This is a genomic window from Rhizobium sp. NZLR1b (genome assembly GCF_019685155.1).
Lineage (GTDB): Bacteria > Pseudomonadota > Alphaproteobacteria > Rhizobiales > Rhizobiaceae > Rhizobium.
In genome coordinates this window covers 18,120-31,862 of sequence record NZ_JABDWC010000025.1, presented here as the reverse complement: position 1 = coordinate 31,862, position 13,743 = coordinate 18,120, and the positions used below count along the sequence as shown (strand labels likewise).

General features: G+C 59.5%; 14 protein-coding genes. 4 read left to right on the top strand and 10 right to left on the bottom strand.

What is annotated here, in order from left to right:
* Nucleotides 1-47: 47 nt before the first annotated feature.
* From HJB84_RS27150 to HJB84_RS27110, 9 genes are all read right to left on the bottom strand, one after another.
* Nucleotides 48-449: a DUF3085 domain-containing protein gene (locus HJB84_RS27150; protein ID WP_221117426.1), complete on the bottom strand. Its 402-nt coding sequence runs from the start codon at nt 447-449 to the stop codon at nt 48-50.
* Nucleotides 450-462: 13 nt separating this feature from the next.
* The gene (locus HJB84_RS27145) at nt 463-1,068 is read right to left on the bottom strand and encodes a DUF1419 domain-containing protein (RefSeq protein WP_221117425.1); all 606 of its coding nucleotides are present in this window, start codon (nt 1,066-1,068) and stop codon (nt 463-465) included.
* A gap of 66 nt (nt 1,069-1,134) precedes the next feature.
* Nucleotides 1,135-2,163 (bottom strand): DUF3991 and toprim domain-containing protein, encoded by a 1,029-nt coding sequence (locus HJB84_RS27140; protein ID WP_221117424.1) that lies wholly within the window; start codon nt 2,161-2,163, stop codon nt 1,135-1,137.
* Between the two features lie 177 nt (nt 2,164-2,340).
* Nucleotides 2,341-2,517, bottom strand: a complete 177-nt coding sequence (locus HJB84_RS27135; RefSeq protein WP_221117423.1) for a hypothetical protein — start codon at nt 2,515-2,517, stop codon at nt 2,341-2,343.
* Between the two features lie 302 nt (nt 2,518-2,819).
* Nucleotides 2,820-3,017, bottom strand: coding sequence for a LuxR C-terminal-related transcriptional regulator (locus tag HJB84_RS27130; RefSeq protein ID WP_221117422.1), 198 nt, complete (start codon nt 3,015-3,017; stop codon nt 2,820-2,822).
* A 362-nt stretch (nt 3,018-3,379) separates the two neighbouring features.
* Nucleotides 3,380-4,165, bottom strand: coding sequence for an ABC transporter ATP-binding protein (locus tag HJB84_RS27125; protein WP_221117421.1), 786 nt, complete (start codon nt 4,163-4,165; stop codon nt 3,380-3,382).
* Nucleotides 4,152-4,955: an ABC transporter ATP-binding protein gene (locus HJB84_RS27120; RefSeq protein ID WP_221117478.1), complete on the bottom strand. Its 804-nt coding sequence runs from the start codon at nt 4,953-4,955 to the stop codon at nt 4,152-4,154. The genes HJB84_RS27125 and HJB84_RS27120 overlap by 14 nt, the downstream gene beginning before the upstream one ends.
* On the bottom strand, nt 4,952-6,856 hold the full coding sequence (locus tag HJB84_RS27115) for an ABC transporter permease (RefSeq protein ID WP_221117420.1): 1,905 nt from the start codon (nt 6,854-6,856) through the stop codon (nt 4,952-4,954). Before HJB84_RS27115 ends, HJB84_RS27120 begins: the two co-directional genes overlap by 4 nt.
* Nucleotides 6,857-6,881: 25 nt before the next feature.
* Nucleotides 6,882-8,051: an ABC transporter substrate-binding protein gene (locus HJB84_RS27110; protein ID WP_221117419.1), complete on the bottom strand. Its 1,170-nt coding sequence runs from the start codon at nt 8,049-8,051 to the stop codon at nt 6,882-6,884.
* A gap of 308 nt (nt 8,052-8,359) precedes the next feature.
* On the opposite strand from HJB84_RS27110, the gene HJB84_RS27105 reads away from it, so the two are divergent.
* Nucleotides 8,360-8,866 carry a MarR family winged helix-turn-helix transcriptional regulator gene (locus tag HJB84_RS27105; protein ID WP_168322212.1) on the top strand — a complete coding sequence of 169 codons (507 nt, stop codon included), beginning with the start codon at nt 8,360-8,362 and terminating at the stop codon, nt 8,864-8,866.
* A gap of 308 nt (nt 8,867-9,174) precedes the next feature.
* On the opposite strand, the gene HJB84_RS27100 is transcribed toward HJB84_RS27105, so the two are convergent.
* On the bottom strand, nt 9,175-10,455 hold the full coding sequence (locus HJB84_RS27100) for a Rieske 2Fe-2S domain-containing protein (RefSeq protein WP_221117418.1): 1,281 nt from the start codon (nt 10,453-10,455) through the stop codon (nt 9,175-9,177).
* A gap of 137 nt (nt 10,456-10,592) precedes the next feature.
* Here HJB84_RS27100 and HJB84_RS27095 point away from each other — a divergent pair, with 137 nt between their 5' ends.
* The 3 genes from HJB84_RS27095 to HJB84_RS27085 are packed head-to-tail and all read left to right on the top strand — an operon-like array spanning nt 10,593 to nt 13,711.
* Complete coding sequence (locus HJB84_RS27095) at nt 10,593-11,543, top strand: PDR/VanB family oxidoreductase (protein WP_259671184.1); 951 nt, start codon at nt 10,593-10,595, stop codon at nt 11,541-11,543.
* The gene (locus HJB84_RS27090; RefSeq protein ID WP_221117417.1) at nt 11,533-12,732 is read left to right on the top strand and encodes a Gfo/Idh/MocA family oxidoreductase; all 1,200 of its coding nucleotides are present in this window, start codon (nt 11,533-11,535) and stop codon (nt 12,730-12,732) included. The genes HJB84_RS27095 and HJB84_RS27090 overlap by 11 nt, the downstream gene beginning before the upstream one ends.
* Nucleotides 12,719-13,711 (top strand): ABC transporter substrate-binding protein, encoded by a 993-nt coding sequence (locus HJB84_RS27085; RefSeq protein ID WP_221117416.1) that lies wholly within the window; start codon nt 12,719-12,721, stop codon nt 13,709-13,711. Before HJB84_RS27090 ends, HJB84_RS27085 begins: the two co-directional genes overlap by 14 nt.
* Nucleotides 13,712-13,743: the final 32 nt, after the last annotated feature.

Below are 13,743 nucleotides of genomic sequence, written 5' to 3'. Positions count from 1 at the left end.
TCAGGGTTCAGGCATTGGTGGCCTAACGGGGCCGGTGGTCGCAGTGATCAGGACTTCGCGATCAGGGTGAGCTGCATCGAGTCCTGATGAAATGCGATGCGAAGGTGCGTCGCCTCCGGAGCCGCCGCCATCATCGTTTCCAGCTGTTTGGCATCGATGAAATCGACGCCGTCATCGCCGCCGTACGTCCGGCGTTTGACGTCGAACCAGTCGTCATTGCTGTTTGGATTGCATTCCTCGGCATAGGCGACCAAAGGCCTGGCGCGATCGGGCAGTATGCCGTTGGACATCAGATAGACGCCATGGTCTCCGACGAGCCAGAGGCCGGGCTGTTCGCCTTTGCCAGGGCGCAGCCCGTAATAGGGGTTACGGAAGCCACCATTGGCTTTGGCGTCGGTACGACCGCGGGCAATCACCTCGCGGACGGATGCGAGCGGGAAGGAAAGCATGGCGCGGCCTCCTTCATGCGGCGATCTGCGAGGACAGGCGGCGCAGTTGCACCGGCAGCTTGGCTGCGATCTCCTCGTCGGTCAGATCCTCCAGCAGTTTCGGGATGCTGCCCGTCTGGCCGCCGTAAAGCATGAACGTGCGTTTGCCGCGCGCGGCTTCGGGCCAGCGATCGCCGGCATAGCCACGATAGTCGTCCGCCGTGACGCTCCAGATATGCTCCAGCCGTTCCTCGCGCGTCATGGCGCGCACCGGCCGGCTCTCACGATCGATGATTTCGACGCGCATGCGCTCGGCGGCTTGCCTGTCCGAGATATCGCAATAGCCATGGAAATGCCGGATGACGCCGTCGATCCTGAGGGCGAAGAACACTGATGTTACCGAACCGGTCAGGAACTCGCGCATGGCGAACATCGCGCCGCGGATCCAGAGCGGCGGCAGGATTTCGAACATGTAGTCGTGCTCGGTCTCGGCGATTTCGAACCATTCGCCGGCATAGAGCGTTGAGGCGTCGCCGTCCCAACGGTTCGGACGCCGGGCGTGCCGATCGAACATCCGGAACATTTGCTGGCGTGAGGCGACGCCCTGGAGAACCTTGCGGATTGCGGAAGAGGGATTCATCTGCGGCTCCTTCGGAGTGGTCCCGGACCGAAGTGCGGCATTGTCCTCTCGACCTTGCCATCCTCTTCAGTCCTTCATGACACTTTTCGGGCCGCCGGCATCGCGACCGGCCGGGTCAAGGGCCGGCTCCGCCGGGCGAAGCCTCCCTTGACGCGGGTGGCGCGCATGCGGCACGCCGCCTTCTTTCCTTTCCCTCTTTTCTATCTCCCTGATTTTCAGGGTCTCGTTCCAGTCCTCCTCGGGCGGGCGCAGTTGCGACCAGTCGCAGCCGACCTCGTAAGCGAGCGCCCGCAACCGCTCGGCAAAGATGTCCCCCTGTGCATTGGCGTCTGTCGCGGCAACCAGGACTACCTCCGGTCGCGATGCCATCTGCCGCAGCGCCGCCTCCGTCGACGGCGACCATCCGCCGCCTGTGCTGAGATAGAGCGTTCCCTCCCTCAGCCCTTCGATGGCGGCAAGGCTCATGGCGTCGATCGCAGCTTCGGTGACAGCCAGGCGCAACGCCGTGCCCGGCCCCAGACGGAAGAGAACCTTTGCTCCTCCGGAGGCAAAGCCGCGATACTCGGGACCTCGCGCCTCCCAACCGGTGACAGCTCCCGCATTGTCGGCATGTGCTGCCCACACGCTGCCATATGGTCCCTCGCGAAGACGGTCTTGCCGGATCGCGGCGCGGAGCAAAGATGCCGGCAGGAAACGTTCACCGTGCAGATAAGCCCATGTCGATGAACCGGGCCACGGACGACGGCGTGCCTGCCAACGCTCAGGCAAAGAAAGGTCGTAGTCGTGACCAGTCTCCTGACGCTGCCATTCCGGCTCCGTGATTGCAAAACCGACGAGCTCGGCGACACGTCCGGCGCCTTCGAGAAACCCGACATGATCGAGATGCTCGACAAGTCCGAACACATCACCTTTCGCATCGCTGAGCGGATCGAACCATCCGCGTCCATCGTGGGTGACGATGATGATCTCGCTCCCCCGCCGAAACTTCACCGCCCGCCGCGTGCTCTCCTTCATATCAATGGCGAAGCTCGCCCGCTCGAGAACGGCAGCACAACTCACCCGTTCGCGTAGGGCCTCTATATCTTTTCTGTCCATGCCTCTTCTTCCTCGCATTTCCTTGCCGTCTCTTTTCGGGCACGCTTCCGCCAGCCGCGAAGAGCAAAGGCCGCAAGGGCGCGGCTGACAATTGTCGGATCATGCAAGCGTCCGGTCGGCCGCGGCAAAGCCTCCCTTGCGGCCTGCCGCTCGCAAGCGGCACTGAGGAACGGCGGCTCAATGAGCCGCCCAGGGGAAAAACTCGTGGACGATCTCCAGATCGTCGCCGGCGTCGATTTCGTCGGACGGAAGGACGCCGTATTCGCCGTCGACCGTAAACAGGGTGACCGGGACCATCAGGTCGCGGGAAAGCTGGAAGGCGTGGGACTGGGCGAGAGAAAGATCGTGCGACATTGAAGAGGCTCCTTCGGGAGCGGGCCAATCCCGCTCGATGGCTCCTCAAAAGGCCCGGCGACGGGCGCGATCACCGCGAGGCGAAGCCGAAGCGGCCGCAGCCTGCTAGCGGACCCTTACGGGTTGATCGTGGAAGATCCGGCGCTGGGCCAGGACGCCATCACAAGAGAGCGGGATTGGCATGCTTCGGCGGGTGACGCAGGTCTGCGCACGGCTGTCCCAGTTGCTTCCCGCCGCTCCCGGCGGCAAGGTCGGTTCCGTTTTCAAGCCGACGGCAGGAGCGCTTGTAGAAGTCCATCAAGTCAATCGGACTCGAAGTCCGCTTTCTGAATCGCCTCCTTTATCGATTTTGCCTTCAGTGCGACCAACGCACTTTGCAGGCAGCTCTCGATGTTTTCGATGCTTTTGCCCTCAATCGAAGCGATTTCAGCGACGGTCCTGCCTCGAGAAATCCACCGAAGGCAGGTCTTTTCAAGTGGCGAAAGTATCCATTCCTTCATGACAAAAATCGCATTCAGTTGCGTCGCGGTGAGCGGCAGGTGTGGTTCCGGACGCCAGCATTGAAGTCTCGGTAGAAGCCAAGACGGCGATGCCCCCGAGAAATGTGGCTGCCGCCGAGACTTGTGCGACGGCAGCCAAGGTGCCCCGGGAGGAGGCTGGGAGTTCGAAATCCCTTCTTCAGTAGCCGATGTAATGTTATACCGTATCGCGTAATGCTTTTTATGGAACTATGATGCAGTTGTACTTTCGGCGACGGCCCCAGTCGTCAAACCGGCTGAAGGTAACGCGAAAAGGGTCTTCCTCAAAGACTCTTCTGCCTATTTTGATAACGACCTGCCGTGCCCTCCTGCGGCGCGACGGCCTATGCGATGATGCGCAAAAGCTCCTTCGCCATGCGCGCGTCCTTATCGACATTGGCGCCGATGGAGGTGCCTATGCCGAGATAACGCTCGGCTATGTCGGCGGACCCGGCAAGCATGAATGCCGCACCCGACATGACGATCTGCCCGTTTTCGATGACGTAGCCACGGTCGGCAATCGACAGCGCCTTACGTGCGTTCTGCTCGACCAACAATATGGTGATGCCCTCGCCGCGCAGACGCTGGATCAGTTGGAAGATCTCGTTGACCAAAAGCGGCGCCACCCCGAGCGACGGCTCATCGAGGATCAGAAGCCTCGGCCGGGACATCAGACCCCGTGCGATGGCCAGCATCTGTTGTTGTCCTCCCGATAAATTCCCTGCGACGTCGTCGAGCCGGTCCTTCATCACCGGAAAGAACGTGCAGACGAAGGCCAACTGGCTTTCGATATCCCTCGCCCGTCGCGACGGAACGCTATAGGCGCCGAGCCGCAGATTTTCTAGGACGGTCATGCCGCCAAAAATCTGCCTTCCTTCGGGAACATGAGCGACACCAAGCCGCAACCGTTCCGATGCCGAGAGGCCCTTGATCGCCTTTCCATCGAAAAGCACTTCGCCCTGCATGGGTGAAAGTATGCCCGAGATGACTTTGGCGATCGTGCTTTTGCCCGCGCCATTGGACCCGACGAGGGTCACGATTTCACCGGCGTCCAGCGACAGATTGACTTTGCTTAGAACGTTGGCACCGGCATATCCTGCGGAAACGCTCTTCAACTCAAGCAGCGGCATCCTGCTCCCTCCCGAGATATGCTTCAATGACTTGAGAGTTCCTTTGGACCTCAGCGGCCGGCCCTGCTGCGATCACCTTGCCGGCATCGAGAACGACCACGTGGTCGGCTACGTTCATGACCAGCGACATATTGTGCTCGACGACAAGGATCGAGATTCCGGCGGCGCGGACCGCCCTCAGAAGAGCGGCGAGTTCTTCGGTTTCGGTGTCGTTGAGCCCTGCAGCCGGCTCGTCGAGACACAAGAGCCTGGGACTGCTCATGACGGCCCGCACGACTTCCAGAAGCTTCTGTGCGCCCATCGGCAGATCTACGGCATGTTCGTCCTTGTATCGGTCGAGACCGACGATTTTCAACATCGCCTGGGCCTGCGCCCGGATCGCCGTTTCTTCGCGCCGACTGCTAGAACTCCACAGCATCTGGCTGAGACCGCCACTTTTGACCAGACGGTGGCAACCGACCATGACATTTTCCAAAACGGTGAGCCCCGGGAAAACACGTGCCGATTGGAACGTCCTGATCAGGCCGAGATTGGCGATGGCCATGGAACTCCGCCCGACGATTTCCTTGCCGAAGAAGGCGACGCTTCCTGCGTCCGGCGGGAAGATGTTGGTGAGCAGATTGAATACCGTCGTTTTCCCGGCACCGTTCGGACCGATGAGCGCGGTGATGGAATTCTCCTTCACGGAAAAATTGACGCCATCAGTTGCTTTCAACCCGCCGAACTTTTTGGACAGGCCGGTGACCCTCAAAATATCTGCGTCGTGGCCCTGCATCGGTTTGTGGCTCATCGAGCGCCTCCTTCTGCCACTTTGTGGCCGTTCGCGACGGGTTTCTGGTTCGATATGCGGGTCATCATCGTTGCGATGACGCCGTACATGCCGCGCGGCAGATAGAGGAAACAAATGATCAACAGCGCACCGCTGAAGAAGGTCTTGTAGATCGCCAGCGGCTGGAAGATCGTCGGCAACATGGTCAAGAGCACGCTTCCGAGCACAGGGCCGACGAGCGTCCCCTCCCCGCCGATGACCAGCATCGAGACAAGTTCGAGCGACCGCGCCGTGCCGACCATTTCAGGTGCGAGGAAATTGAATGAATAGGCCAGCAGACTGCCGGAGACCGACGCGAGAGCGGCGCTGATCATGAACACCGCAAGCTTGTAGCGGACAATGTTGATCCCAAGTGCACTCGCTGCCATCTGATCCGAACGGATCGACTGCAAGGCACGGCCGAAACTTGTCCGCAATGCGCCGAAGAGAGCAAAAAGGACCAAGATGTCGCTCGCGACGACGAGGAAATACATGGACATTGGTGTATCGAAATAAAAGGAGCCGACCGAGAACGACGGTATGCCGACCATGCCCGACGGCCCCCCGGTAACGTCGATGAAGCCGATGGCGCAGGAATCGATCAGCAAGCCGAACGCCAATGTTGCGAGAGCCAAATACAATCCGCGAAGCCGCAACGTCACGACAGACAGTACCAGTGCAGACGAAAGCGAAAGCACGATGCCGGCTGCTATCCCGACGATCGGCTCCATCTCGTAATTGATGGAAAGATATCCGGCGGTATAACCACCGATCGCCATAAAGCCTGCCTGCCCGAGGCTGACCTGGCCGGTATAACCCATCAGCAGATCCAGGCCGATCAAGGCGAGGAATATGATCGCGGCGATCGTCAGGCTGGAAATATACGCGTCCGGGATCAGCATCGGCAAGATGACGGCGATAGCGATGCCCACACCGGCGGCGGTCCAGGCGGTCCGCGGAGCCAGCCGCGTAAGGTGCCCCCAGATGCGCGGTTCTTCGCGAACGTCCTGCCTGCGGATTATCTTGGAAGGGATAAGACCCGTCGGTGCGTAGATCAGAATGAAAAGCAGGAGGATCAACGCGATCGCATTGCTGAACAGCGACGATACATAAGCTGTTGCGAACTGGGTGACGAGTCCGAGGAACAGGCCGCCGACGATGGCACCGGGAAACGATGAAATGCCGCCGATGACCACGGCTATGAAGCCGGATATGGTGAACAGCTGCCCCGTATTGAACTGAAGCGTCGTCGTCGGAGCGACGACCACGCCTGCAATCGCCGCAATCAGCGTCGCGAGCGTGAAGCTCAGCAAGGTCATCCGCTTGACGTTGATGCCCATCAGCGCCGCGGCAGATGGATTTTCCGAACATGCCCGCAAGGCCTTGCCGATTTTCGTGCGCGCGATCAGGAACCAAACCGCCAGAAAAATGACCAGGGCCGAGCCGAGAATCCAGAACGTCTGTGTCGTGATCCTCAGCCCCAAGAGTTCCAGCGGCCGCTCGCCGGAAAATGCGGGAACGGAATAGGGTTGACTTCCCCAGGCGACGAGCGAAAAACCCTCGATCAAGGTCAGGATACCGACGGTCAGCATCAGAACGTTGGCGTTGGACAGCTTCTTCAGCGCCGGCACGAACGTGAACCATCCGATCGCCAGTCCGGCGATCGTTGTTGCCCCCACAGCGCAAAGAAGCGCGATGGGAAGAGGAAACCCTAGCTGTTGGCTGAACGTGTAACCAGCGAGTGCTGCCAGCACCGCAAACCCGCCCTGAGACAGGTTCACGACACCAGTCACGCGATAGATCAGCGAAAATCCGAGAGCGATCAATGCATAGATAGCGCCCAGCAAAATGCCGCCTACGAGAATTTGTAGGACCTCAGCCATGTGTAGACTCCGAGTTCGACTGGAATTACTTCAGCGGGGTTCCGCCAACGTCGCTTACGGGGATCCAGGTCCCTGCGGACGTGTCCCAACGGGTGACGATGACGTTGGACCTGTCGAGGCCGCGCTGAAGATCGCGCTTGAAGTCATAGACGCCGTTGACGCCTCCGAATTCCTGAAGATCATTCAGGTAGTTGCGTAAGGCGTCCGCATCCGCCTTTTCAGGAAGGGCCTTCAAGGCACTGACTACGAGGAGCGCGGGGTCCCAGGCGAACGTCGAGGGGCCGTCAGGCTTTACATTGGCGGCTTCGAACGCCTTATAGAACGAAGCCTTCGCCGCGGCTGCCTTGGGAGACGCATCGCCATTCTCGGACTTCAGCCATTGCGGCGCGGGGATATATAGCTCCTTCGGAAGGAAGGACGCATATTGCTCCATCTGCGCGTAGGTCATGTTGCCGTCGGTCGTTCCCACCGGAACTTCGAAACCTGCATCGCGGATCGCCTTGAAGATAGTTCCGATCGGTGCGCCAGTAGACCACGCGATGACGGCGTCGGGGTTGGCACCTTTGATCCTCTGCACCAGAGCGCTGGCGCTCACCTCAGTCGGATTGAACTGCGCCTCGGCGACGATCTTGATGTCGGCGAGATCGCCCTTGCCCACGGAAGCGGTGACATTCTTGTAGGCGTCCTGTCCGGTTGCATCGGTGGAGGTGATCAGCCCAATGTTTTTCCAGCCGCGATCGCGGAAATAGCGAAGCAGGCCTTCAGCAAGCCCCTTGGTGGAAACGCTCGAGCTGAAGACGAATTCCCCGGGCTTTGGGTTCATGGATGGCGAAAGACAGTACAGAACCGGGCCGTTGCGAACCAGCGGACCCATGGCGTTGCACAGCCCGGACAACGCCGAACCGATAATGACCGGCGGGGTGCTGCCCTTGATGCTGTTGACGAGCTGGACTGCGATCTGCGGGCTGGACTGGTCGTCATGGAAGACGAACTTGATCTGCTTGCCATGCACCGTATCGTCCGCAACTGCGTTTTCATACAGTTGCAGCGCCTGTTGCTCGGCCTTGCCCAGAAACGCGCCACCACCGGTGAGCGGCAGAACGACATTGATGTCGAGGGTTTCCGCATGGGCGACGTGCGCGCTCAGCGATGCAGAAAAAGCCAATGCTGCGAAGATAGTCTGAACCCGACCCAAAACCAAACCTCCCTTAACTCAACGGCGTCCGCCTGAGGCATTTCGCTCCTCTGCGAACGCCACCAATAAATTCTTAGGTATCTTAGTATTTGTCAAGGGAGCAAAATCCTGGCAGCGATTTCGCTTGGTAGAGAGTGGTTCGACACAGGAATTCAAGCTTTTCGGCTCCGAACCGGCGCTCCGGGCGTCGCAAAGCGTGGAGCAGGAATTCCTTCGTGCACTAAGCACTTCCCTCTGACCTTCCGCACCCTGTCATTGCCATCGATTCCCAGCCATGTGATATTGAGAGGAAATGGAGTTCCTTAAACATGAAAGTTGATGCGGCTCGAAGCACCTATCTCGATATCCAAGCACGAGAACATGTCTCCCTGCCGTTCGCCGAAAGCTTAGGCTATCAGGTGCGTCTGACGCACAGGCTCATCCAGAAGTATCTGCAGCAGAGAATTGAACCTCACGGCGTTACGCTGGGCATGTGGTATTTCCTTCGAGCCCTTTGGAACGAGGACGGGCTGACGCAGAAGGAACTGTCTTTGATCGTCGGGACGATGGAGCCAACCACCCTGTCCGCAATCAAGGCGATGGAGCTGAACGGACTGGTCAAACGCAGCCGCAACAGTGACGACAAGCGCAAGATCAATATCTTCCTCACCGAGCGCGGTCAGCAATTAAAGGATGAGTTGATGCCCATCGCCAAAGACGTTGTAGATGCGGCCGCATCCGGCTTCACGGAGAGGGAAATTCAGATGCTGATGCAATTTCTCGGTGCCATTCAGGCAAACATGGCGACGAAAATCCAGCCGGACACGGAGGCTTAGGACGCGTTAGTTCCCCCGAATCAGGCCCGAGGTCATGGCGTGATTGTATCCGGGGCGGACGCCGGCGTCTGTGATGACGCTCTTGCCTTCCCGAGCACGGACCACCGCGGCTTTCACGGCCTATGGGAGTTCTTCCCAGCGGCTGACCGGGCCAATGTCTTCCAGATCCTGCGCCTGGCGATGGCGGCGATATTTGATGTTCGGATCGCCGATCAACTGGCCTACCCATGTGTCATCTACGGCCCCGGTTGCGCATCAGCGCTCGCTCAATGTTACGATGAATGAGCGCGGACGGCACCGGCTTTTGCTTATTCCGCTGCGATTGCCTGATCCGGATCCACCAGCGAGCGCCAGTCTACCGATTTGGGGTAAACGCCTTCGCGAGATGCGATACGCGCCTGTGGCAGTCGCGGAGCCTCGGTACCGATTGCGCTTCCTCCGGCCGCGACCTTGCGGGCCGCATCGACCATTAGGCGCCGGAACTCAACGATGGCGAGGTCGGATGCGCCTAGGACGTCATTCGTCCGGTTGACTATCGGACCCATCCCGACCCACATCGCTATGTCCTGGTTCGGAATACCTTTGATACCGGTGAAATTGCCGAGCTTCATTGCCTGGCGGTCCTGGAGGAAGTTGTTCTCCTTCGTCCGGAAGCTCTCCCATTTCTCGTTGAGGTGAATGCCCTTCTGGGCATGGTTGAACTTACGCCAGTCCTCGGTGCTCGGGCAATCTTTGCCCCCCCAGGCGATGAAGTGGAAGGCCGTCGTGACGTCGTCGATCGGGACGATGACGCTGGCGACGTTGTAGGAGCTGTTGGGCGGAATGAGGGAGTAGTAGGGAGCCACGAATTGAGTGATACGCAGATAGTTATGAGTATCAGCGCCCTTGATGGGCCTGCGAATGGCGGCGTAGTGGAAGCCGTAGCTGGTCGTCTGGGTCTGCATCCGTGGCGACTTGTCGGTAGACGGGCGATACCAGGATTTGTCGTCGGCGGCCGCACCCTCAACGCGCGCCGGCACCATGTCCGACGAATGAAGGCTGGACGAGTGCGCACTGTCTATCTGGCCCTCGTGGATCTGCGCCCAATTGCACGGGATGCGAATCTTCAGGATAGAGACCTGCGTATCCTCTGTCGGAGCGAATGCGGGGGGATCAAATGTCGAAACGTGATCCTTGTCTCCGAACCATGCCCAGACGAAGCCGCCCCATTCTGTGACGGGATAGGAACGGTGTTTGATCTTGTTCATGAGCGGGCTGCCTTCCGGTTCGGAAGACATCGCCAAGATGTTGCCCTCAACGTCCATCTTCCAGCCGTGATAGAGGCAGCGCAGACCGCATTCCTCGTTGCGGCCGTAAAGCAGCGAGGCTCGCCGGTGAGGACATAGTTCGTCCAGCAGGCCGAGTTTGCCGTCCGTATCGCGGAAGGCGACATAACGTTCGCCGAGGACTTCCACCAGCAAAGGCGTCCCGTCACGTTCAGCGACCTCCTCGACCAGGCAAACTGGCGTCCAGTGCTGGCGCATCAGTTTGCCCATCGGCTTGTCCGCCGATACCTGCGTCAGGACGTCGTTTTCTTCGGGGGTTAGCACAGATCAATCCTCCAAGTTAGCTTCCTAAGTAATTTATCATCCTGAACACCATCTCGTCCAGCGCTTGACAGATATTAATTAGATACCTAAGTAAATTGGGAGAGCCGCTTGGGAATTGGCGTGGCAAGGACGTACGAATGACTGAGGATACAAACGCGCGCATTATGAAAATAACCGGCCGCCGCGATCTCACACCCTACATCACCGAGTTCACGCTCGTTGCGACGGACGGAGCGCCGCTGGAGCCTTACGGACCGGGGGCGCATGTCACAATCGAGACTCCGTCGGGGGCGATGCGCCGCTATTCGCTCGTGGGCGATGGCCTGGACTCGCAAACCTATGTGATTGCCATAAAACGCGAACGGGAATCGCGCGGCGGATCGTCCTCGATGCATGAACAGGCGGAGGTTGGCAGGACCATCAAGGTCCAGCCGCCGGAGAATAATTTCAGCTTGAAGTCCGCCCCGAAATACCTGCTGATTGCAGGCGGTATCGGCATTACGCCCATTTACTCCATGGCATGCCGATTGGCGGCTGACGGCAAGGATTTCGACATCATCTACTGTTCGCGCAGCGTAGAGGAGGCTGCGTACCTGTCGGAAATGAAAGTGGCATTCGGCCGGCGGCTGAAAGTTCACCACGATGATGGCGATCCTGCCAAAGCCTACGACTTTTGGGACCATTTCGCTGAGATTAAGAACATGCACGTCTACTGTTGCGGTCCAAAGCCGCTCATGGACGAGATCCTTTCGATTTCCGGCCACTGGCCGGAAGGCCGCGTGAATTTCGAGGATTTCAAGCCAGTTGAGGTCGTACGCGTTGACGACGTTGCCTTCGATGTGGAGCTTGCCAAGTCGGGCCGCACAGTCACGGTTTCGGCCGACAAGTCGATCCTCGAAGCGGTCCGCGAAAGCGGCGTCAAGACGACGAGTTCCTGCGAAAGCGGCACCTGTGGCTCCTGCAAGTGCCGGCTTCTAGGTGGGGATCCGGATCACCGGGACATGGTCTTGATCGACGATGAAAGAGACGACTTCGTCATGATATGTGTCTCGCGCGCAAAGACCGGAGGTCTGGTCCTTGACCTTTGATGAAGCCTCCGGATCTCCAGTGCGCGTTGGCGTCGCGGGACTTGGGCGGGCGTTCGTCCTCAGCCGCACAGCCTTCGTGGAGGACCCAAGGGTCAGACTTGTCGCCGCAGCCGAGCCACGAGAGGTGTCGCGAAAGACCTTCGTTCAGGAATTCGGCGGCAAGACCTATGAGACGATCGATGACCTCTGTGGCGATGCCGACGTTGAACTGGTCTACGTCTCGACGCCACATGAATTCCACTTCGAACATGTCTGCAAGGCCGCGGCGGCCGGCAAGCACGTGCTTGTCGAGAAGCCGCTCGCCATTTCGCTGGACGATGGTATTCGGATGACGGAGGCTTGTAGCGCCGCCGGGGTGCATCTCATCATAGGCCCCAGCCACAGCTTCGATATGCCGGTTCAGATGGCCCGTGCCATCATAAGGGAGGGCGAGTTCGGTCGCCTCCGGCTCATCAACGCGTTCAATTATACGGATTTCCTGTATCGGCCCCGTCGTCCGGAAGAACTCGACACCGCGCGGGGTGGCGGCGTTGTCTTCTCCCAGGGCGTCCACCAGATCGACATCGTCCGCCTGCTCGCCGGCGGCCTGGTTCGGCAAGTATCAGCTTACACGGGCAGTTGGGATCCGGAACGCCCGACGGAAGGGGCTTATATCGCTCAACTCGATTTCGACGGGTGCATCGCCTCGATCACCTACTCCGGCTATGGTTTTTTCGACAGCGACGAATGGATGGACGGCTTCGGCGAATTGGGAGCCCGCAAGAACATGCAGGCCTATGGCAGCGCTCGGCGTGCACTCAAGGCACGCGGCGCCGCAAGCGAGATGGAATTGAAGGCAGCCCGCACCTATGGCCTTCCCGACAAGCCGTCCACCCCAGAATCCTATGAGCATTTCGGCCCGATCATCGTGTCGCTGGAGAAAGCCGATCTCCGGCTCACCCCTGCGGGGTTGTATGTCTATGCGGAGGATCGGCGCGAATTTCGGCCAGCGCCGCCTTTCCGGTTTTCCCGGTCCGAGATGACGGCGGCGATCCATTCCGCCGTCCGATTGCACCGCCCGCCGGTGCAAAGCGGCCGCTGGGGGCTGGCAAGCCTCGAGGTGTGCCATGCAATGTTGAAATCGGCTGCGGACAAAGCGCCCGTAAGACTGGAACATCAAGTGGGAGCGAACGACCATGTCGGATCTTAAATTGTCCCTGGCCATGGGAAATTACGATCGCACGCGTGCAATCTATGACGGGATCGTGAAGATCGACGGCGTTGATCCGACCTGCATGCTGCTGTCGCCCGAGGAAATGTTCTTCCGGGCCTTTCGCCATGCCGCTTTCGACATCAGCGAACTCTCCCTCTCGTCCTATTCCATCTCCGTTGCGCGAGGCGAGCCGCATTACATTGCGCTGCCGGTCTTCCTCTCCCGGGCCTTTCGTCACACGTCGATGTATGTCCGTAAGGACCGCGGCATCGATAGCCCGGCGGCATTGCGCGGCCGCAAGATCGGCATTGCCGAATACCAGCTGTCGGCCAATGTCTGGTTCCGCGGCATCCTCCAGGACGAATACGGCGTGCATCCGTCGCAAATCACCTGGGTTCGCGGAGGCATGGATACGCCGGGCCGACCGGAGAAGATCAGGGTCGATCTGCCGTCCGACATCAAGATCGTCGATGCGCCGGATGGCGACACGCTGAATGCGATGCTGGAGAGAGGCGATATTGACGGCTTCGTCGGTCCCCGCTCGCCGCGCTGCTTCGATCAGGGCAATCTCGCGATCGGACGACTTTTCACGGATTCGATCGCGGAAGCGGAAACCTATTTTCGTAAGACCCGCATATTCCCGATCATGCACGTCTTGGGGCTGCGTCGGTCGCTCGCCGATGCGCATCCCTGGCTTCCCGGAGCGTTGCTGAAAGCTTTCAACCGAGCGAAGTCGATTGCTGAGGAAGCATTGATGGACACGTCCGCGACCAAGGTGACCATGCCATTCGTAGAAGACAGTCTGAGCCGCGCCCGTGCATTGATGGGACCGAATATGTGGAGCTATGGCCTTCAGCCGAACCGCCATGTGCTGGACGCGTTTCTGCGCTATCACTACGACCAGGGCCTGTCGCCGCGCCTGGTCTCGGCCGACGAACTTTTCCATCAGGCGACGACCGAAGCCTACAGCCTTTAGGTAGGGCGAGATCGTCAAGGAGACGAGGAGAA